We start from the raw sequence: 19888 nt of genomic DNA on the forward strand, positions 1-19888 counted from the left end.
CGAGCGGGCCGAGGACCAGGATTCGGGACCCCGGCTCGGGCATGCCGCCGACGGTCTTGAACCGGTCCCCTTCGGTCAGCAGCGACTCGGGTGTGCGGCCGATGGCCTTGGCGAACCCGGTGCTTCCGGGCAGCCGCGGAAGGTTGCGTCCGAGAGTGAAAGGGGTGCGGGGGAAGGGGCCGGCGACGCGAAACTCCGATCAGGTGGCCCCTTCCGTCGCGAGCAGGAAGCGCTTGGCGTCGACACCACCGGCGTATCCGGTCAGGGAACCCTTCGCTCCGACGATGCGGTGGCAGGGCAGCACCACGCACAGCGGATTCGAGCCGAGCGCCATCCCCACCGCCCGCGCGGCTCGCGGGCGGCCCAGCACGGCGGCCAGCTCACCGTAGGTGGCGGTGTGGCCGTAGGGCACGAACGACTCCAGCGCGAGCACGGTCCGCGCGGTGAACGCGGAGGCGAGGGAGAGATCCAGGGGAACGGAGAACGACCGGAGATTCCCGGCCAGATACGCGGCGAGCTGAGCGCGCGCCTCGGTCAGCACGGCCAGTTGCCCGGGTGTGGCGTCCGCGTCCGTGAGGAACTCCACCCCGCTCCCACCCGCACGGGCGGCGCGCCGGCGCACGGCCTCCGCGGTGTCGTACGCGCAGGCGAGCAACGCCTCGTCCGTGGCCGCGAGGACGAGCCGGCCACATGGACTCGGCTCCTCGGCGAGTGCCACGGAGGTCACCGGGGCACGGACGTCGGACTGCATCGATCTTCCTCCTTCTCCGGGCCGGACAGCTCAGGCCGTAGCGGGACGACAGCTCTTGCAGGCGCGGTAGCCCGCCTGCCGGGCATCACCTGCGGTACGGAACGGCACCTGGTGCGGCCGGGTGATCCGGCGGGCGTGCGCGCACGTCGGATGGCAGTAGATCCGCGTGGTGTCGCTGCCGAGGAAGACGGCCCCGCGCCGGGTCAGCTCCTTCATCCGGTGCATGTCGATGCCCTCCGCGCTCCGCAGGGCATCCCCGACGCGCTCCGCGTAGGCGGCGTCGCACGGCGTGCCGCTCTCATCGGTGACGCGGTGGCACGGGATCAGCAGCGGCACCGGATTTTTGGCCAGGGCCTCGGTGATCGGCTTGGTGGCGGAGGGCAGCGACGCCTCTCGCGCGAGCCAGGTGATCGGCCGCAGCTGCCCGGAGGGAATGGACCGGACCGCGTGGAGCACGGCGCGCTCCAGCTCGGTGAGGCCTCCCAGATCGATCGGCAGCCGCTTCGCCCGGCCCGTGCGCAGGGCGGGGCGGAGCCCCGGGAACGGCGCTGAGGCGCGGATGGCGGTCCGGCCGGTGCGGGCGTGATGCAACCGCTCGAACTCCTCCGAGCCGGTCACCATCGTCTCGACGGCCGACCCGGTCACCGCGTCCGGGCTGTAAGCGACATAGATTCCGCCCGCCGCGCTGTCGAGATGGCTGTAGGTGTCATAGTGCTCTCGCGGAATTCCTACGCGCTGCAGTACCCTCAGGGCGAAGTCCGCCGGGGCGGGGGCCGCGAGATCGGCCAAGGCGTGCTCCAACTGTCCCTCCGCGGACTGCTCTTCTTCATCATTCCGGTAGTTCATCTCGTCACCTCCCCCAACACCGACGCCTCGGGTGTCAAAATCTCGCGAAGCGTGCCGATCCCTCTCGATACTTGTGCCTTGACCGTGCCCACAGGACACCCCTGGGCCTCCGCCATATCGCTGTAACTCATCCCGATGACATGGCGCATCACCACCGCGACGCGATGTTTCTCGGGCAGTTCGGTGAGTGCCTTGACCAAAATCGTACGGTCGGCGGATGCCGCCGCCCGCTCCTCCGGGCCCGGACTCTCGTCCGGCCAGCCGTCGCAGGCGTCCTCCGCACGGGTGGCCGACACCGGGTGACGGACTCTGGTACGCACATGATTGCGCCAGACGTTCGCCGCGATCGTCATCAGCCAGGCGCGCGGTTTCAGCTTGCGCCGACGCTCCGGGGAGTAGGTCTGCAGCGCCGAATAGGCGCGTAAGAAGGTGTCCTGGCCCAGGTCGTCCGCCTCGGCGGCCGATCCTGAGACCCGGAACAGAAAGGCACGCACCGCCGAGGCGTGGACCCTGACCAGCTCCGTGAAGCCGTCATCGAGGTCCGACGCCAGGCGCTCGGTCAGCTGCTCCGCCGTATCGTCCATCAGCTACAGAAACACCAGGACTTCCGCAATGGTTGCACAGCGCCCGTCGGGCTGCCCGGGAGCCGAGCCGGACCCGCATGACACAGCACCGCGCCAGGGCGTACGGGTCAGTCGGGCAGCTGCACCGACTGGCTGTGCCGGGAGCCGTCGGCCACTGGCTTCCGCGGTGATGCAACCCCCCGGCGGCCGACGGTGTTTCTCCTCCGTCGGTTCGATCACGAGCCGCGCCGTGGGCCGTGGGGCCATGACCGGCCCTCGAGACACCAAGCGGCGCGGGGCGAGCCGGCGGACGTGAGAGTCACCGGAGGAGAGGCAAAGCGATGACCGAGCTCCATGCCATCAGTGAGGCGCGGGACAAACCCGCCGAGGAGCGGATGACGCCCCGGCACCGGCTGATTCTGGTTCTCCTGCTCGGTGCCCAGTTCATGCTCGCGGTCGACTTCTCCGTGCTCAACATCGCCGTGCCGACCATCGGGGCCGACCTCGGCTTCGAGCTGAGCACCCTGCAGTGGATCGTCACCGGCTTCATGCTGCCCGCCGCGGGCTTCACGCTGCTGTTCGGCCGCATCGCCGACCTCTTCGGCCGGCGGAATCTCTTCCTGGCGGGCATGCTCATCCTCGGCGCCTCGTCGCTGGTCGGCGGCCTTGCCCAGTCGCCCGGCATGCTCCTGGCCGGCCGCACCGGACAGGGGCTCGCCACGGCCATGGCGACGCCCGCGGCGATGTCGCTGCTCACCACGTCATTCCCCGAAGGCCCCTTCCGCCAGCGCGCGCTGGGGCTCAACGGCACCCTTCTCACCGGCGGCTTCGCGCTGGGTTCGGTGCTCGGCGGGGTGCTGACGGAGCTGTTGAGCTGGCGCTGGGCGTTCCTCATCAACTTGCCGGTCGTCGTGGTGATCCTGGTGTTCGCCCCGCGTGTCCTGAGCGACACCGGCGACCGGACCCGCAGCCGTCTCGACGTTCCCGGCGCGGTCGCGGTCACCGGTGCTCTGGTCAGCATGGTCTACGGCATCTCCGCGACCGAGCAGGACGGCTGGGGGGACCCCGTCGTCATCGGCTGCCTGATCCTCGCCGCGGTACTGCTGGTCGCCTTCTGGTTCATCGAGCTGCGCAGCTCCAACCCGCTGGCGCCGGTCAGCGTGCTCCAGCGGCCCACCGTGCGCTGGGGCAACTTCGCCGGGCTCCTCGTCGTCAGCATGCCGAGTGCCGTGGTCTTCCAGATGACGCTCTACCTGCAGGACGTCCTCGACTACAAGCCGCTCGCCGCCGGTCTGGCGTTCGGTGGGTCCAGCATCGCCGCCATCGCGGGCGGACTTCTCGCCCCCAAGGTGATCGGTGCCATCGGCAGCAAGCGCACCCTCGTCACCGCCCTCACCATTCAGGGGCTCGGCCTCATGGGGCTGCTCACCGTGGACCAGGGTGACGCCGGGATCTACATCGTCCTCGTCGCCGTCGCGGTCGCCTTCTTCGGCCACGCCATGGGTCTCGTCTCCTACACGGTCATCGCCACCTCCGGCCTGCCGAACGAGGAGCAGGGCCTGGCGACCGGTCTGAGCACGATGAGCCAGCAGATCGCCCTGACGCTCGGCACCCCGGTGCTGGCAGCCGTCGCGGTCTTCGGTGCCGACACGGCCGAGGGTGCGAAGGCGAGCATCACCGACACCCTCGACGGCATGCACCTGGCGGTGCTCGTGGGCGCGGTGGCGAGCCTGGCGGTCGCCGGTCTCGTGGCCGTCTTCTTCCGCTCCGGGGCGGCGGCCCGGAGCGAGGAGTCGACTGCCTGAGTCCGGCTCCTCGCCCGCTCTGTTCTTCCTCCCCTTGTTGTCCACTCCGGCTCCGGCCGGTTCCATGTCGGCGCTATCGGCGTCAGCGGCGGAATGGGGGACGAGGACCTGACCGTCGCTCGCGCGGGAGCGACGGCCATCGTCTGACCGACGGGCGGTGGTGAATGCGAGGGCAAGAATGTGAGTGCGCGGCGTTGCCGAATCGACCGTGGCCTCGGGACTCCGGACCACACTCGGCATCATCTTCCACAACGCCCGCTGACCTCGACCGCCCGGTCCGTGAGACCGGTGACGCGCATGGTGATGTTCAGGCGCCCGGAGGCGAGCCCCGCGGCGGGGTCGGCGGTGCCCTCGTAGACCTTGGGCACGCCGTGGTAGATGTACCGGGAGGGGCCGCCGAAGACGAACAGGTCGCCGGAGGCCAGCTCGATGTCGGTGTAGGGCCTGGTGCGGGTCTCGGTGTTGCCGACGCGGAAGACGCAGGTGTCGCCGATGGACAGCGAGACGACCGGTGCGGAGGACCTCTCGTCCTTGTCCTGGTGCATGCCCAGTCTGGCCTGACCGTCGTAGAAGTTGATCAGCGCGGTGTCCGGTGTGTAACCGGCCGCGCCCTGTGCGTCGCCGTACGCGTCCAGCAGGGCGCGGCGGCCCAACCGGACCATCCAGTCGGGAAACGCGGCGACACGCTCGCCGTTCACATCGCCGGCGGTGCGGGTGTACTTGTAGGGCTGCCAGTGCCAGCCGACGCACACCGTCTGCACCGACATCACACCGCCGCGCGGCAGACGGGTATGGCGGATGGGTACCGGGCCGGTGGCCCAGGCGCGGCAGGCGGTGACGAGCTCGCGCTGCTGTTCCAGGGTGAGCCAGCCGGGCAGGTGCACGGCCCCGGGGGCGACCTCCATGGGCGGGCGGGGGATCAGGGCGGTCATGCGCTCCTCCCGGCCGGCGGGTACGAGGTGACCCAGCGCCGGCGTACCTCCCAGGTGCCGCCCTCGGCGGTGGCGCCGCGCAGGCCGTGCAGCGTGTCCGGACCGGTCAGCGCGGGGAGGCGGGAGTCCTTGAGGGCGGCGAAGGCGACCGTGCGGGCCGGGTCCCAGTCGGTGGAGTGCCGCAGCCGGCGGGCCAGCTGGGCGAGGCCGAGCGGGGCCGCGGCCATGACCCAGGCGTCGGGCTCCTCGGCGGTCAGCCGGCGCGCCGGCCGCAGCCAGGACGCGGCGCTCTCCGGCCAGTCCACCGTGGCGAGGACCTTTCCGCCGCGCCCCTTCCACGCGGCCGCGAAGGCCTCGGCGGCGGCGCGGGAGGCCGGGTCCCGGCTGTGGCCGACGGCGACGGTCTCGACGCGGCCCTCCCTGGAGGCCAACAGGCCCAGCAGGGCGTCGAGTTCGGCGGCGGTGTGCGGGGCGGGGCTGGGCAGGTCGCCGTACGCGTCCAGGTCCTCCGCGCGGATCAGGGGCGATCGGGACGCCGGTGGTCCCGTGAGGGGGCTCATGGTGTGGGTGTTCTCCCAGTCGGCTTTCCACCGGGCGTACCGCTGGGGGAGGCACACGTCGCACGCCCGGTATCCGGCGGCGGTCGCGGTGGCCTCGTCCACGAAGAACACCCGGTGCTTCACGTAGTGGCCGCGGGCGATGGCCCGCAGCGCGGAGGGGCAGTCCAGACGCCCGTACAGCCGCAGGCGCCGGTGCCCGCCGAGACTACCGGGCGTGGCGCTGCGATACGGCGCCCCCTCGGGGCCGATCAATGTGCGGTGCTTCCCGTGCGGGGCGCGGCCGGACGGGGCGGGCGTCATGAGGCGTCGTGGAAGACGAGGCCGAGGGTGTGGCGGTGTCCGGAGCGTACGGTGCTCACACCGTGCCGCATGGGGCCGTTCGCCCAGCCGCGCTTGGAGGCCACCGGGCGGTCCCGGGTGGTGAAGATCAGCCCGTGGCCCTTGGGCAGGGTGGTGGACGATCCCCTCGACTGTGCGCGGGGGCGCTGCTCGGTCATGATGAACTCGCCGCCGGTGAAGTCCTCGCCGGGCGCGTCGAGACCCACCACGACCTGGAGCGGAAACAGCATGTCCCCGAACACGTCCCGGTGCAGGGCGTTCCAGTCGCCGGGGCCGTAGCGCAGCAGGATCTGGGCGGACGTGGCCTGCCCCGCCTCGTGGCACATCGCCAGCCACTCCTCGAGCGTGTCCGGCCACGGCGCGGGCCGGTTCAGCTTGCGGGCCCAGTCGCGGGCGATGGGCAGCAGCCGCGGGTAGAACGCCTCGCGCAGCTCGCGCACCAGGTCGGGGAGGTCGTGGGTGAAGTAGCGGTACTGGCCCGAACCGAAGCGGTAGCGGGCCATGTCGATGGTCGTGCGGAAGCGTCCGGTCTCGTCGTACAGTCCGGCGATCCGGCGGCATTCGGCGGGGGTGAGCAGTGGTCCGGTGAGCGCGTTGCCATGCTCGTCGAGTTCGGCGGTGAGCGCGTCCCAGTCGTCCGCCGCGACGCGGTCGGCCACCTGGCTCGCGGAGCGGGTGGTGTCGGTCATGATGTGCGGTTCCTTCGGTGTGCTTCGTCCGGCGGCCGGGTGCGGGCGCCCCGGCCCACAGGTCAGATGAGTGTCGGCTGCAGTGCGCCCTCGTGGGTGAGGAGCCACACCTTGCGCTCGACGCCTCCCGCGTAGCCGCGCATCGTCCCGTCCGCGCCGATCACCCGGTGGCAGGGCCGTACCAGCAGCAGCGGGTTCGCGCCGATCGCCGCGCCCACGGCCTGGACCTGCTCGCGCGGCACGCCCAGCCCTTCGGCGAGCTGCCCGTAGGTGGTCGAGGTGCCGTAGGGGATGTGCTCCAGCGCCTGCCATACGCGCCGCTGGAAGTCCGTGCCGCCGGGCGTGAACGGGATGTCGAAGGCGGTGAGCCCGCCGTCGAAGTACGCGCCCAGCTGCCGGACGATCTCCGTGAACCGGCCGGGCGCGTGGTGCCGGCCGGGCCGTACGGCCGGGGCGTTCTTCTGCCCGGGCATGGACAGCGAGGTCAGTGTGGCGCCGTCCGGTGTCTCGTCGCCCACCAGCAGCAGTTCGCCCAGGGGGCTGTCCCATGTGGTGTAGATGGTCATCGTCGCGCTCTCTCATCCTCTGGGGCTTCACTGTCGACGATGCGGGGTCGTGACAGGGAATGCTGGCGGTATTCGGACATCACGCTGAGTGGCGCGAGCATCCCCGGGCCGTCGTGGGATGACTCGTGCCCGCTCCGTCCGGGTAGGCGTGCTGTGCGGAACGAGGAGGCGGCCGCGTTCGCCGCGGCCGCCGAGGCGCAGCTGACCGGGCGGCTCGCCGTGTGCGCGGGCAACTGCGGGCCCGGCAACACCCGCGGCCGTCATCCTCGACGAACTCGCCGACGACGACGCCGTGTTCACCGCCGACACCCCCTGATGGGCTTCCTGCCACATACCTTCGCACCTGGCGGGTACCTGGGGCGCGGCCCGGTCGGGTCCGGGGGCCCTCCGTAGTGAATGGAGACACCATGCTGATGGCACACCCTGCGGTGCTGCGCAATCTCGTCGAGCAGTACGAAACCCTCCGGGCCCTCCACACCGACGCGGGCGGTCCTGAGGTGCGGCGGCGCATGGACGACGTGGCCTACACGCTATGCGTCTCCACCGGGACCCGGGACGTGGACACCGCACTGGCAACCGCCCAGGACCGGCTCAGCAGCGCACTGGCGCGCGACGACTCCGTCGTCGACCTCTGAGGAAACCGCGAGGCGCGGCGGCGCGCACCGACTGGTGCGCCGTCACCGCGCGGCTGCCGCTGGGTGACTTCGACGCCACCCCCGACGCCGCGAGCATCCGCGTGCCGGGCCGGTGGCGTTGATTCCGCGCTGTGCCCCCGGCTGGCGGATGAGTTTGTTTGGGGGTGTGGGCGCGGGGCAGGCGCTGGTTGTGCTTCGGACTGGAGGCACGCCCAAGGGAGCAGTTCGGCTGCTCGGGGTGTGCTCTGTCCGGCACCCCCCGGCAGGCGGATTTTCACTCCCGTGGTGCTACCGACCATGTGATGAGGGAGACCGCGCCATGACTGCCGTACGCGCACGCAGCAAGCACTCACACGACGACGCTCCCGACACCACCGCCGAGTTCGAGCGCATCGCCGCTTTGCCCGATGGTCCCGAAAAGGAGGCGCTGCGGCAAGAGGTCGTACGCGCCTGGATGCCGATGGCGGAGCGGCTGGCGAGGCAGTTCCGCAACCGCGGTGAGTCCGCGGAGGATCTGCGGCAGGTCGCCATGCTCGGCTTGGTCAAGGCCGTCAAGCGTTATGAGCCGGACCGCGGCAGTGCCTTCGCGAGCTTCGCCGTGCCGACCGTTGTGGGGGAGATCAAGCGCCACTTCCGGGACCACATGTGGGGCGTGCACGTGCCGCGCCGGGTTCAGGAGCTGCGCAACCGGGTGCGGGCCGCGGTGCAGGACCTCACGCGCACCCCCGATGACCGCTCCCCGAGCGTGGCCGACGTCGCCCGGCACACCGGGATGAGCGAAGAGGACGTCCTGCTGGGGATGGAGGCGATGGAAAGCTTCTCCGCGCTGTCCCTGGACGCCGAGGTCTCGGGCGCCGACGACGGGTATTCCCTGGCGGATACGCTCGGCGCGCCGGAGCCCTCCTACGACCGTGTGATTCAGCGCGAGGCCCTGAAGCCCAAGCTGCGTGCCCTGCCCGAACGGGAGCGCCGGATCCTGTACCTGCGCTTCTTCCGCGAGGAGACCCAGGGCCGGATCGCCGAACAGCTCGGCATCTCCCAGATGCACGTCTCCCGGCTGATCAGCCGGACCTGCGCCAAGCTGCACGACCAGATCGAGGCCAAGGCGGCGTGAGGCTCTCCAGGCCCCTGACGTACCCCCGGCGCCCGGCGGAGCACTTCGACGGGAGGCGGGCGCGGTCAGTTCGTGGTGCGGCGCTGGTCCCCGCTGCCCTGCCGCAGCCGGTCGGTGTGGCGGGTCATGGTGTCGACGAGATCGGCGAGATCGGCGTGACGTGCCGTCAGGTGCTGATGGGTCTCGGCGAGCGGGGCGACGAGCCGGGCGGGGTCGTCGTGGGCGAGGGCGTCCGCCAGCCGGGCGATGTGGCCATGGGCCTCGGCGGGCAGGTCGGTGAGCGCGGTGACCTGCCCGGCGAGTCGGCGCAGGTCGGCGGCGTTGCCACGGGCCCAGGAGGTGACGGTGCGGTCGGCGGCGCGGCGGTCACGGGTGGCCTGCACGCGCTGCTCCCCGGTGGCGCCGGGGGCGCCGGGCCGTACGCGCAGATAGCGGCGCTCGGCGGCCTGGCGGCTCGCCACGCCCAGGGGGTGTGCGAGCTCGGCCCAGCTGGCGCCCGCCTCACGAGCCGTCTCGATCAGCCACGGCTCCCACCCGGCGAGCTGGTCCCGCAGCTCCCGCAGCAGCAACAGCGCGCCCAGAGCCTGCTCCGAGCTGGTCCGGTCCGGCTCCGGCGCCCGGCCCGGCGGGGTGGTGGCGCTGCGCACGGCGTCGTTGATGGCCTCCAACGCCGCCGCGGTGGCGGGGAACGAGATGGGTGCGGGGTCGGGTCCGCGGGATTCCTCCGGGCTGGTCATGGCACACCCTCTCTGTCATCGCATCGACGACATCAGCGTTTGTCATCGTTTCGATGACATGCTACAACGGAGGCAGGTTGCAGCGCATTGGCGGTACTGCCCAAGACCACTGGAGGTGTTTCCTGATGTTGATGCGCACCGACCCCTTCCGCGAGCTCGACCGGCTCACCCAGCAGCTCGTGGGGTCCACCGGTACCTGGTCCAGGCCGTCCACGATGCCGATGGACGCCTACCGCGAGGGCGACGACTATGTGATCGCCCTCGACCTCCCCGGCGTCTCGACCGACGCCATCGACATCGACGTCGAGCGGAACATGCTCACCGTCAAGGCGGAGCGGAGGCCGCTCGCCAAGGCCGACGATGTGCAGATGGAGCTGTCCGAGCGGCCCCTGGGCGTGTTCTCCCGCCAGCTCATGCTGGCCGACACCCTCGACACCGAGCACATCAGGGCCGACTACGACGCCGGTGTCCTGACCCTGCGCATCCCCATCGCCGAGCGGGCCAAGCCCCGCAAGATCGCCATCGGCGAGGGCGCCGGGCGCAAGCAGATCAGCGGCTGACCGTCAGTCAGCCACCCCTCGCGGGCGGAGGGCGGTCGAGGCCGGTCCTCCCTTCCCGTTCTCCGCCCCGCCCTTCGCGATCACTCGCGTCACTCCCACACGACGAGCAAGCATGACGAGAAAGGCGACCCAGCCAGCCATGCCGGTCCAGTTCGAATACGCCCCGGTCACCGCGGACATGACGTTCGACCAGATGCTGGAGAAAGTTCGCTACGAAGGGGCGTACCCCACTCGGGAGCGGGCCGAGACGGTCGTGCGCGCCGTGCTGACCGGCCTGGGCCGGCAGCTCACCGGCGACGAGCGGGTCGACCTCGCCGCCCGTCTGCCCGTGGAGGCGGCCCGGATCCTCGCCGACCAGATCCCCGACCGCGAACCCCTCACGGGCTGGGGCTTCGTCAAGGACCTCGCCACCCGGCTGGGCGGCACCCCCGCCACCGCGCGCTGGGACACCGGCTCCGTCCTCAGAGTCGTCGCACACCTCGCGGGAGACGACCTGATGGACCGCATCCTCGCCCAGCTCGCCTCCGGCTACGCCCTCCTGTTCGGCCGGATCGAGCTGACGCGCGCGGCCTGACGCCCGCGCCGGGCTCCTCGGTGGCCAGGGCGACGATCGCGTGTCCGCCCTCGGCTCCGGCGGCGTTCGCGGCCGCGGCGGCCACCGACGCGCCGTCGGTGACGATGGGGATCGTCATGTGTTCGATACTGGTCCTGATGACGGAGGCGGGCCACGGACAACCGACCCGCCTACGACGGACAATGGCGCCAGGCGGCCTGGGCGCTGGTCTCGCGCGGGGCGCGGATGATCGAGTACTGGCACTGGCACACGCTGCACTTCGGCACGGAGACCTACTGGGGCGGCGTGCTGCCGCACAGCGGCCGTCCCGGGCGCGTCTACCGGGAGATCGCCCGCATCGGCCAGGAGCTCGAAACCGCGGGCGACCTGGTGGCCGGGCTGACACCGGACGCGGATGTGACGATGATCTACTCCTCCGCGAGCAAGTGGGCGCTGGCGTTCCAGCCGCCGCTGGCCGGGCCGGACGGCGGCCCGGACCGGCGCTCCTACCAGGGACTGTTCGACCCCTTCTACCGGGGCGCGTTCGACGCCGGGCTTCAGGTCCGCATCCTGCACGCCGACCGCCTCGCCGACACAGGCGCGCGCGAAGCCGCCGAGCGGCACCCGGTCCTGGTCGTACCGGGCCTGTACAGCGCGGACGACACGACGCTGGACTGGCTCTGCGACTACGCCGCCGCGGGCGGCCACCTCGTGCTCGGCCCGCGCACCGGCTACGGCGACCCGTGTGCCAGGGCCCGCACCGACGTCATGCCCGGGCGCCTCGCCAGGGCGGCCGGAGCCCGGTACGACGAGTTCAGCAACCTCGCCGAGGACGTGCCGGTCCGCCCCGCTGCCGATTCCCCGCTCACCCTGCCGGCCGGGGCGGCCGCCACCCGCTGGGTGGACGGCCTCCAGACCGACGGCGCGCAGGTCCTGGCCGGGTACGACCACCCGCACTTCGGCCGCTGGCCCGCCGTCACCACCCATCCCCATGGTGACGGCAGGGTGACGTACGTGGGCACCGTGCCGGACCCGGTCCTGGCCAGGTCGCTGTTCCGGTGGGCCGTCCCGGAGCGGGAGGGCGGCTGGAGGTTCGCCCAGGAGAGCGTCACCTGCACGGGTGCCACCGCCCCCGACGGCCGCAGGGTGCGTTTCGTGCACAACTGGTCCTGGGACGAGGTGCCGATCCGGCTCCCCGCGGCGGCCCGGGACGCACTCGACGGTACGGACCACGGGGTCGGGGAGGAGCTGATGCTGCGGCCCTGGGACGCCCGGGTGCTCCTGGACCGCTGACCCGAGGTGCACCGCCGCCGCCCGGCCCGAGGACCGCCGCGTGTATCGGTCTCATGTGGTGTGTCACGAAGTGGTACCCGTCTTGTGGTGAGCGTCCACCCGGGGGATGGGCGGCGGGGCGGTGCGCTTAGAGTTCCGATCATGTCTCAGCCAAAGATCAGCGAGCGTGTCGCCCCGTACCGTCAGTCCGCCCGGACACCGTCCCGCCGCATGAAGAAGACCCTGGTCGCGGCCGTCGGCATCGGCATGGCCGTCGTCGCTGTGAGCGGATGCAACGACGACACCGGCAAGGCCACGGACAAGAGCGCCGACGCCGCGGGGTCGAAGGCGCCCTCGGCGGGGTCGTCCGCGTCCTCCGGCCCGGCGAGCCCGTCGGGCGATCAGCCGTCGGTCCCCGGATGGCAGACGCAGACCGCGCAGAAGCACCACTTCCGCTACGACGTGCCCGCCAAGGCCGCCAAGTGGAAGGTGATCGAGGAGGGCACGGCCCTGTCCTACACGGACAAGAGCGGTCAGCCGATCGTCGTCATGACCGGAACCGCCAACTACCGTGAGGGCGGCTGCGGGTCGAGCCCCAATCCGAAGGCCATCGGCGAGGCGGGCAAGGGTCAGCTCGCCACCGTCGGCACCACGGGCGGTGGCAAGGACGGCTCCCTCCAGGAAAACGCTCGTAACTGGGCGGGCAACTGGGGCTTCGCCGCGTACGGCGGCGAGGACCACAAGCCCAAGATCAAGGTCAGCCAGGCCAAGCCGATCGAGCAGGGGGGCCTCGACGGTTACACCGCGACCGCCGAGGTCACCGTCACCCACCGGCCCAGCTCCTGCGTCCCGCCGAAGGCGATCGTGCACAGCATCGCCCAAAAGCTCCCCGACGGGACCATGCACGGCTGGGTGATCTACGCGGACCAGGGAGTGCCGAACGCGCTGACAGCCGCCGAGATCAAGAAGATCATGAGCACCGTCCGGTCCACGGACGGCTGACACCCCACGCACGGGTCGGGGCGGGGGAGCGCCCAAGCCCTTTTGCTCGAGCGGAAGTTGTGTACGCGAGATCATATCGCTGCTTTAATTGGGTGGATGATCTTGAGCCCCGGCCCCTCGGAAAGGCGATCCTGATGTCCCCCGCCCTCTACCAGTCCCGCTCCCGATCCGAGGCTCCCTTCGACGTGGCCGGCGCCGGCGTTCTCCGCGTCATGTCCGACTCCCGTACTCCGGTGTTCCTCACCGTGCACGCGAACGGACGGCGCCGGTACGGCTACTGGCAGCCGTACGACTCCGCCACCAACAGGGGAGGGTGCTACGTCGCCCTGCCCACCCCCGAATGCGACAGGCTGTACGCCGAGGGACGGATCATCCTCGGTGATGCCCTGGTGGACCCGGCCAAGACCACCTACCGCGTGTGGCCCGCCCGTTCGCCGGTCACGCCGGTGCGCATCCCGGTGGCGCGCGTGCCCGCGGCGGCGGTGGCCCAGACGCTGGCCGCGTGAGCTGAGACCTCCGGGCAGACCGCACGCATCCGTCCGGGACGCGCTCGCCGCAGGTGAGCGGCCGGGGCACCCTTCCGGCCCGAACGCCCTTGCGGATCTGCGGCGTTCAGGATGCGTTCAGGCGTCGGCTGGGAGCGTCGGACCGTGGGCGAGGCCATCGCTGTGCGCGGTGTGTCTCGTACCCGCCGTACGCCGACGCCCCGGAGGGACCGACATTGCCCGAGCCCGAAGTCCTCACCGACATCGACGTCGCCGGCACCGACAGGTACGTGCCGCGGAAGCTGCCGGAGGTCACGCTTGCCTTCTGGGTCATGAAGGTCGCCGCGACCACGCTCGGCGAGACGGCCGGTGACCTTTTCGCCCAGACCCTCAAAATCGGCTACTTCCTGACCACCATCGCACTGTTCCTGATCTTCGTGATCACGCTGGCGGTCCAGCTCCGGTCCCGGCGGTACCACCCCTTCTGCTACTGGACCGTCATCCTGTCCACGAGCATGGCGGGCACCACGATGTCCGACTTCATGAACCGGGACGCCAGCGCCACGTTCCTCACCGATGGCGCGACATCACTCGGCTGGGGGCCCCAGGGCCTGGGGCTGGGCTACCCGGCGGGGGCCGTCATCCTGATGTCGCTGCTGGTCGTCATCTTCGTCGTCTGGAAGTGCACCGGCCTGACCTTCGCCATCCGCGACATCGTCACCTTCCGCGCCGAAGCCCTCTTCTGGGCGGCGATCCTCGTATCGAACACGCTCGGCACCTCGATGGGCGACTTCCTCTCCGACAGCTCCGGACTCGGTTACGCGGGCGGCGCCCTGCTCGTCACCGGAGTGCTCGCCGTACTCGTCGCCCTGATGCGGGTGCCCGCCGTACCGAATGTGGTGCTGTTCTGGATCGCCTTCGTACTCACCCGCCCCCTCGGGGCCACCGCCGGCGACTTCCTCACCAAGCCGATCGCCAAGGGCGGCCTCGACCTCGGCACAGCCGGCTCGTCGGCCGTGCTGCTCATGGTCCTGGTCGGCCTCATGGGCTGCGCCCATGGTCGGGAACGCCGTACCGCCGCCGCCCAGGACACGACCCTGACGGGCGTCTCCTGAGGGCTGCCGGAGCGGCGGAGGCCGCTTCACTCGTTTTCTTACCGCTTTCATGCCTTCTCCGCATCCGGCTCTCACCCCGCGCCCCGTAGGCTTTTCCGACCCCGCAGCCAGGAGGAACGAAGGGCGGATGATGACCGGGACCGTGAACATCCCGCTCGCCGGTACCGAGCGCCGCACCTCACCGTCGGCCGCCCGGACATCGCGGCGCGCCGAAGGCCAGTACTGGCTCGCCCTCGTGGCGGGCGCCTTCACGCTCGCGCAACTGGTCCTGGTGCGGCCGGGGATGGGCCTCGGCTGGGACGAGGCGGTCTACGTCAGCCAGGTCAGCGGACACGCCCCGGCGGCGTTCTTCAGCGCGCCGCGCGCCCGTGGGATCTCGCTGCTGGTCGCGCCGATCGCCGAGTGGTCGTCGTCCACGGCACTGCTGCGGGGCTATCTGGCGCTGCTGTCCGGACTGGCGCTGTTCCTCGCGCTGCGCGTGTGGCGCGGACTGTTCCCCCCGCGCGTACTGGCCCTGGCGGGCGCCCTGTTCGCGACGCTCTGGGTGACCCTGTTCTACGGCCCGCAGGCCATGCCCAACTACTGGGTCGCGGTCGGGGCCCTGGCGGGCGTGGGCTGTTTCCTGCGCGCGCGGGCCGACCGCCTCGACCGGGCCGCGCTGTGGGGCGTGGCCGCGAACGCCGCGCTGATGGCGTGGATGCGGCCCACGGACGCGGTCTGGGTGAGCCTGCCACTGCTCGCCCTCTCGGTGGGCGTACGACGCCGGGGGTGGCACATCCGGCTGCCGCTCGCACTCGGCGCCGGGCTGGCGGCCGGGGCGGCGGAGTGGATCGTCGAGGCATACGTCAGATACGGCGGCCCCTTGCAGCGCCTGTCCGACGGCTCTCGCATCCAAGGCGGCCTCGGCTGGCACATCGCCATCGGTGACCAGCTGCGGAGTCTCGGCGGGCGCGCCCTGTGCCGCCCGTGCACCGGGCCGATGCCGAGTGCGGCGGTCACCGCGTGGTGGTACGCCCTTCCCCTGGTGGTGGTGGCCGGGCTCGTGGTCGCGGTGAAGGCCCGGCGCGCCGCGGCCACCCTCGTGCCGCTGGCCTGCGCCACGACGGCGGCGATCCCCTACCTGTTCATGATCGGGTACGCCGCGCCCCGCTTCCTGCTCCCTGCCTACGCGCTGCTCGCGATACCCGCCGCCGACGCCCTCGTCCACCTGGTCACCGCCTCCAGCCGGGCCTGGCGCCCGGTGGCCGTGGCCTTCGTGGCGCTCGGTCTCGCCGGGCACCTGGCCGTGCAGTTCGCGGTGCTGGACCACGCCGTGGACCGCACCACCGCCACCCACCGCGAGTGGGCCCGTACCGCGGCCGAGCTGCACCACCTCGGCGTACGCCCGCCGTGCCTCCTGACGGGACACGACGCCATCCCGATCGCCTTCTACGCCGGCTGTTCCTCCGCGCAGACCCGGGGCCACAACGCCGACACCACCCGGGCTCACCTCCTGCGGACCGCGCGCCGGACGCCGGTGGCCGCCCTCGCCACGGCGCACGGCGAGCCACCGGCGTACGCCCTGGGCTGGCCCCTCCATGCGTTCGGCGGGCTGCGCCTCTATGTGGACCCGGCCGCGCGCAAGGGCGTACCCGGATGAGCCCGTGGGCGCGACGGCCGCGCCGCGCACCGGTCAGGAAACGTTCAGGTATGCGGTGACACGGTCGGGTCTATGACATCCGAGACTTCCGAGACCTCCACGGTCCACAACCCCGCCGCCGCCCCGCCCGGTCACCGCCTCCGCCTGAACAAGGTGCCCGAAGTCACCGTGTACTTCTGGGTCATCAAGGTGTTGTGCACGACGGTGGGCGAGACCGCGGCCGACATGCTGAACGAGAAGCTGGGCTTGGGCCTGACCGGTGTGTCGCTGCTGATGAGCGCGTTGCTGGCGGTCGTGCTCGTCGTCCAGTTCCGCACCTCGGCCTACCGCCCGGGCGTGTACTGGCTCGCCGTGGCCCTGATCAGCATCGTCGGCACGCTGATCAGTGACAACCTCACGGACAACATGGGCGTACCGCTGACCACGAGCACCACGGTGTTCGCGGTCGTCCTCGCGATCGTGTTCGCCGTCTGGTACCGCCGGGAGCGGACCCTGTCCATCCACGGCATCGACTCCATGAGCCGCGAGTCCTTCTACTGGCTCGCGGTGCTGTTCACCTTCGCCCTCGGCACCGCCGCCGGCGACCTGGTCGCCGAGCGCATGGACCTGGGCTACTGGGTGTCCGCGGCGCTGTTCGCCCTGGCGATCGCCGCCGTCGCGGTGGCACACCTCGCGCTCGGCCTGAACGCGGTGGGGAGCTTCTGGATCGCGTACGTGCTCACCCGCCCGCTCGGCGCCTCGGTGGGCGACTACCTCTCCCAGCCGTCCGGGAGCGGAGGACTGGGCCTTGGCACCGTGGTCACCAGTGTGCTGTTCCTCGCGGTCATCCTCGGCCTGGTGGTGTATCTGGCGATGACACGCAAGGATGTCATCGAGACCCGGGTCAGCCGGTCGGCAGGCTGACGATGAACCTCGCCCCGGGCGCGTGCCCGCTGTCGTAGGACACCTCGCCACCGGCCGCGCGGGCCAGACGCCGTGCGAGCGGCAGCCCCAGACCCGCTCCGCCGTGTCCGTCACCGGGATCGGCCCGCCGGCCCGGCGCGAAGAGCTGCCCGGCGAACGGCCTCGGTACGCCGGGCCCGTCGTCGGTGACGTCGATGCGTACGCTGCCGGATTCGCGGGCCGTGCGCACGACCACGCTGGACCGGGCATACCGGAGGGCGTTGGCGAGCAGGGGGCTCACGATGCGTTCGAGAAGGGCCGGCGGGATTCCGGCTTCCAGGCCCCCGGCGGTGTCGCCTCCCTGGTGGGCGCGGTGATCGGCGAGATCGATCGTCACATGTGCGGGGACGTCGAGGCGTTCGAGGAGTTGGCGCAGTACGGGCCGGACCTCGGCCGTGCCCGCGGTGGACGTGCCGCCGCGGGCGTCATCCAGGAGGGTCTCGCAGATCGTCAGCATGGACCGCGCGGCGTCGGCGATGACCTGGTGGGTGGCGTGGGTCTCGGCGGCGGAGCGCGGACGGGTCTGCCACCAGTCCAGTTCGGCGACGATCCGGCTGAGCGGGGTGCGCAGTTCGTGCGAGAGTTCCCCGGTGAGCTGCCGCTCGTGGCGCAGCACCGCGCGGATGCGGTCCAGGAGTGTGTCCAGGGAGGCGCCCAGGCGGGCGAGTTCGCTCGGCAGCCGCACCGCGCCGAAGCGCTCCTCGGAGGCGACCGTGCTCCGCTGGGTGGCCTGGTCGGTCATGGTGCGTACGGGACGCAGCGCGCGGCCCACCGCCAGCCGGGTGAGGACGTAGGTGCAGCCGAGCATCGCCGCGTCCAGGGCGAGTGAACCAAGGAGCAGCGTGTCCGCCGAACTGTCGTACGGGGCCAGGTCGAGGGCCGTGACCACCGTGGCCGGCTTGCCGCCGCCGCGCACGGGCCGGGCACAGAGCCTTATGCCCCCGGACCCGTGGCCCGCGGCGGCGACGGTGGCGCAGTCACGCCCGCCGCGGGCGACGAGCCGTCCGGTGGCGCGGGTGAGCGAAGCGGCGGGTGACGGCGGCTGTTCGAGCAACCGGGTGCCCGCGTAGATCCACACGTTCGCGTCGAGGAGCCCGTCGTCGGAGGCTTCGAGGACCCGCACCCTCGGGCCGCTCGTGTCGACGGTCGTGGCGACGGCGGCCGCCCGGGTGCGCAGCTCGTCGTCCGCCTGGCGCTGGAGGTGGTGGCGGACCGCGGTGTTGAACACCACGGTCAGGAGTGTCATCAGCAGCGCGGCGGTGGTCAGGGCGACCAGGGAGAGGCGGCCGCGCAAGGTGCGCGGCGCGAGCCGGGTAAGCACGGTGGTCATGACAGCCGGTGCCCGATCCCGCGGGCGGTGCTGATCGTCAGCTCACTGCGGACCGCACCCAGTTTGCGGCGCAGCCGGGTCATGTACTGGTCGAGGGTGTTGTCACTGACCTGCGCGCCCTCGGGCCAGCCCGCCCGGACCAGCTCACGCCGGCGCACGATGCCGCCGGAGGCCGCGATGAGGGTGGCCAGTAGACGGAACTCCGTCGGGGTCAGGTCCACCTGCGCGCCACCGACGGTGGCGCTGTGCCGGACGGGGTCGAGGACCAGGTCCCCGGCGCCGGCCGCGGGGCCGGGCCCGGCGCGCTTGAGCGCGGCGCGCAGCCGGGCGGCGAGTTCGGCGAGGTGGAACGGCTTGGGCAGATAGTCGTCGCCCCCGGCGGAGAACCCGGACAACCGGTCGGCGAGTTTGTGACGGGCGGTCAGGAAGACGACGGGGGAGAGGAACCCGCCTGCCCGCATCGCCTGGCACACGTCCCGCCCGTCCGCGTCGGGCAGCCCGACGTCGATCACGGCCGCGGTGATGTCGCCGAAGGCCAGGCGCAGGGCGGTGGCGCCGTCGGGGGCCGGCACCGGGTCGAAGTCTTCCTCCCGCAGCCCGCGCAGCAGTACGTCACGCAGGGCGTGATCGTCCTCGACGACCAGGATCCTGTGGCGCATGGTCCTCCCTCGCTCCTTCGTCCGCGAGCCGTGGTTTCCGTGATGAACCGTGTGGGCGGCCACCGGCAGCGCTTCACGGCATCAGCAGCGGCCGCAGCCGGGTGGCCGCGATCCGCCGGGCCAGGGCATGGGAGGACCGCTTGAGCGCACCCTGCGCGCCCAGCGCCACGAGCGTGCCGACCACGGCACCGGCCACCACGTCGTGCGGATAGTGGACACCGATCCAGACCCGGGACGCCGCCATCGCGACGGTGGCCACGGCGGCGAGAGCGCCGAGCCGGCGGGAGACGAAGAACAGGGCGACCGCGGCCGCGGCGGCGATGGCCACGTGGTTGCTGGGGAAGGACCAGTCGCCCGGCGCGGGGCACGCCTCCAGCGTGCTCATGTGCAGGCTCCGGCAGGGCCGGTCCTCGCGCACCACCAGCTTCAGCACCGAGTCCACGGCATACGCCAGCACGGCGGCCACCGGCACCGCCAGGGCCGTCAACGCGGCCCCGGCCCCGGCGCGGCGCGCCCGCCACCAGCCCAGCACCATGAGCACGGCGAACACCACGAGCCCGTAGGCCGACCACGCGGAGATCGCGCCGTCCAGCCAGCCGGGGGCGCGATGCGACAGGTCCACGACGGCCGTGTAGGCCGACGCGTCGAGGGACGAGCCGTCGACCGCGAGCTGTGATGCTTCGGCGAAGGGGGGTGCTGCCATCGGCGCGGGCCCTCTCATACTGGACGGACGGGCGCCGAAACGGCACCCGAGTGACTACAATCCTGTAGACGGTCTACTGAACTGTAGACGA

At 71.7% G+C, this 19888-nt stretch carries 21 protein-coding genes and 2 pseudogenes; 12 read left to right on the forward strand and 11 right to left on the reverse strand.

The features are described 5' to 3' along the window. Positions 1-199 precede the first annotated feature (199 nt). The 3 genes from ASC60_RS24795 to ASC60_RS24805 are packed head-to-tail and all read right to left on the reverse strand — an operon-like array spanning position 200 to position 2181. A complete protein-coding gene (locus tag ASC60_RS24795; RefSeq protein ID WP_079038587.1) occupies positions 200-751 on the reverse strand; it encodes a methylated-DNA--[protein]-cysteine S-methyltransferase in 552 nt (183 codons plus the stop codon). 30 nt (positions 752-781) lie between these two features. Next, positions 782-1597, reverse strand: a complete 816-nt coding sequence (locus ASC60_RS24800; RefSeq protein ID WP_063787194.1) for an MGMT family protein — start codon at positions 1595-1597, stop codon at positions 782-784. Then, positions 1594-2181, reverse strand: coding sequence for an RNA polymerase sigma factor (locus ASC60_RS24805; RefSeq protein ID WP_055554599.1), 588 nt, complete (start codon positions 2179-2181; stop codon positions 1594-1596). Before ASC60_RS24805 ends, ASC60_RS24800 begins: the two co-directional genes overlap by 4 nt. 320 nt (positions 2182-2501) lie before the next feature. Here ASC60_RS24805 and ASC60_RS24810 point away from each other — a divergent pair, with 320 nt between their 5' ends. Further along, a complete protein-coding gene (locus ASC60_RS24810) occupies positions 2502-3965 on the forward strand; it encodes an MFS transporter (RefSeq protein ID WP_055554601.1) in 1464 nt (487 codons plus the stop codon). Positions 3966-4204: 239 nt separating this feature from the next. Here the strand turns inward: ASC60_RS24810 and ASC60_RS24815 are convergent, their stop codons facing one another. The 4 genes from ASC60_RS24815 to ASC60_RS24835 form a co-directional block, all read right to left on the reverse strand. Then, positions 4205-4897 (reverse strand): alpha-ketoglutarate-dependent dioxygenase AlkB, encoded by a 693-nt coding sequence (locus ASC60_RS24815; protein WP_055554603.1) that lies wholly within the window; start codon positions 4895-4897, stop codon positions 4205-4207. Then, on the reverse strand, positions 4894-5757 hold the full coding sequence (locus ASC60_RS24820) for an ABC transporter substrate-binding protein (RefSeq protein ID WP_234357108.1): 864 nt from the start codon (positions 5755-5757) through the stop codon (positions 4894-4896). The genes ASC60_RS24815 and ASC60_RS24820 overlap by 4 nt, the downstream gene beginning before the upstream one ends. Next, entirely contained in the window at positions 5754-6485 is a 732-nt protein-coding gene (locus ASC60_RS24830; RefSeq protein ID WP_055554605.1) for a 2OG-Fe(II) oxygenase, read from the reverse strand. The genes ASC60_RS24820 and ASC60_RS24830 overlap by 4 nt, the downstream gene beginning before the upstream one ends. 62 nt (positions 6486-6547) lie before the next feature. Continuing rightward, complete coding sequence (locus ASC60_RS24835) at positions 6548-7051, reverse strand: methylated-DNA--[protein]-cysteine S-methyltransferase (protein WP_055554607.1); 504 nt, start codon at positions 7049-7051, stop codon at positions 6548-6550. Between the two features lie 153 nt (positions 7052-7204). Between ASC60_RS24835 and ASC60_RS43780 the strand changes: the two are divergent. The 3 genes and pseudogenes from ASC60_RS43780 to ASC60_RS24845 all read left to right on the forward strand — a co-directional run. After that, positions 7205-7300: pseudogene (locus tag ASC60_RS43780) on the forward strand (thiamine pyrophosphate-binding protein); the annotation flags it as partial. Positions 7301-7458: 158 nt separating this feature from the next. Continuing rightward, the gene (locus ASC60_RS24840) at positions 7459-7686 is read left to right on the forward strand and encodes a DUF5133 domain-containing protein (protein ID WP_055554609.1); all 228 of its coding nucleotides are present in this window, start codon (positions 7459-7461) and stop codon (positions 7684-7686) included. 319 nt (positions 7687-8005) lie between these two features. Next, positions 8006-8800, forward strand: a complete 795-nt coding sequence (locus ASC60_RS24845) for a SigB/SigF/SigG family RNA polymerase sigma factor (protein WP_055554611.1) — start codon at positions 8006-8008, stop codon at positions 8798-8800. Positions 8801-8865: 65 nt separating this feature from the next. Here the strand turns inward: ASC60_RS24845 and ASC60_RS24850 are convergent, their stop codons facing one another. Then, positions 8866-9537 carry a hypothetical protein gene (locus ASC60_RS24850; RefSeq protein ID WP_055554613.1) on the reverse strand — a complete coding sequence of 224 codons (672 nt, stop codon included), beginning with the start codon at positions 9535-9537 and terminating at the stop codon, positions 8866-8868. A gap of 125 nt (positions 9538-9662) precedes the next feature. On the opposite strand from ASC60_RS24850, the gene ASC60_RS24855 reads away from it, so the two are divergent. The 8 genes and pseudogenes from ASC60_RS24855 (at position 9663) to ASC60_RS24890 (ending at position 17066) form a co-directional block, all read left to right on the forward strand. After that, a complete protein-coding gene (locus ASC60_RS24855; RefSeq protein WP_055554615.1) occupies positions 9663-10097 on the forward strand; it encodes an Hsp20/alpha crystallin family protein in 435 nt (144 codons plus the stop codon). Between the two features lie 139 nt (positions 10098-10236). Next, positions 10237-10671, forward strand: a complete 435-nt coding sequence (locus ASC60_RS24860) for a DUF2267 domain-containing protein (protein ID WP_055554617.1) — start codon at positions 10237-10239, stop codon at positions 10669-10671. A gap of 156 nt (positions 10672-10827) precedes the next feature. Continuing rightward, a pseudogene (locus tag ASC60_RS24865) lies at positions 10828-11943 on the forward strand (beta-galactosidase); the annotation flags it as partial. 141 nt (positions 11944-12084) lie between these two features. Continuing rightward, positions 12085-12924, forward strand: a complete 840-nt coding sequence (locus ASC60_RS24870) for a hypothetical protein (RefSeq protein WP_234357109.1) — start codon at positions 12085-12087, stop codon at positions 12922-12924. 134 nt (positions 12925-13058) lie between these two features. Then, positions 13059-13430 (forward strand): hypothetical protein, encoded by a 372-nt coding sequence (locus ASC60_RS24875; RefSeq protein WP_055554621.1) that lies wholly within the window; start codon positions 13059-13061, stop codon positions 13428-13430. Between the two features lie 215 nt (positions 13431-13645). Continuing rightward, entirely contained in the window at positions 13646-14524 is an 879-nt protein-coding gene (locus tag ASC60_RS24880) for a hypothetical protein (RefSeq protein ID WP_055554623.1), read from the forward strand. A 130-nt stretch (positions 14525-14654) separates the two neighbouring features. Next, positions 14655-16163 carry a hypothetical protein gene (locus tag ASC60_RS24885; RefSeq protein WP_055554832.1) on the forward strand — a complete coding sequence of 503 codons (1509 nt, stop codon included), beginning with the start codon at positions 14655-14657 and terminating at the stop codon, positions 16161-16163. A gap of 72 nt (positions 16164-16235) precedes the next feature. Continuing rightward, positions 16236-17066, forward strand: coding sequence for a hypothetical protein (locus ASC60_RS24890; RefSeq protein WP_055554625.1), 831 nt, complete (start codon positions 16236-16238; stop codon positions 17064-17066). Here ASC60_RS24890 and ASC60_RS24895 read toward each other — a convergent pair. From ASC60_RS24895 to ASC60_RS24905, 3 genes are all read right to left on the reverse strand, one after another. Further along, a complete protein-coding gene (locus tag ASC60_RS24895; protein WP_055554627.1) occupies positions 17047-18435 on the reverse strand; it encodes an ATP-binding protein in 1389 nt (462 codons plus the stop codon). The genes ASC60_RS24890 and ASC60_RS24895 overlap by 20 nt on opposite strands. Then, on the reverse strand, positions 18432-19094 hold the full coding sequence (locus tag ASC60_RS24900; RefSeq protein WP_055554629.1) for a response regulator transcription factor: 663 nt from the start codon (positions 19092-19094) through the stop codon (positions 18432-18434). Before ASC60_RS24900 ends, ASC60_RS24895 begins: the two co-directional genes overlap by 4 nt. 73 nt (positions 19095-19167) lie before the next feature. Further along, entirely contained in the window at positions 19168-19797 is a 630-nt protein-coding gene (locus ASC60_RS24905) for a phosphatase PAP2 family protein (RefSeq protein ID WP_055554631.1), read from the reverse strand. Between the last annotated feature and the right edge of the window lie 91 nt (positions 19798-19888).

Source organism: Streptomyces sp. NBRC 110028 (genome assembly GCF_001417735.1).
Lineage (GTDB): Bacteria > Actinomycetota > Actinomycetes > Streptomycetales > Streptomycetaceae > Streptomyces.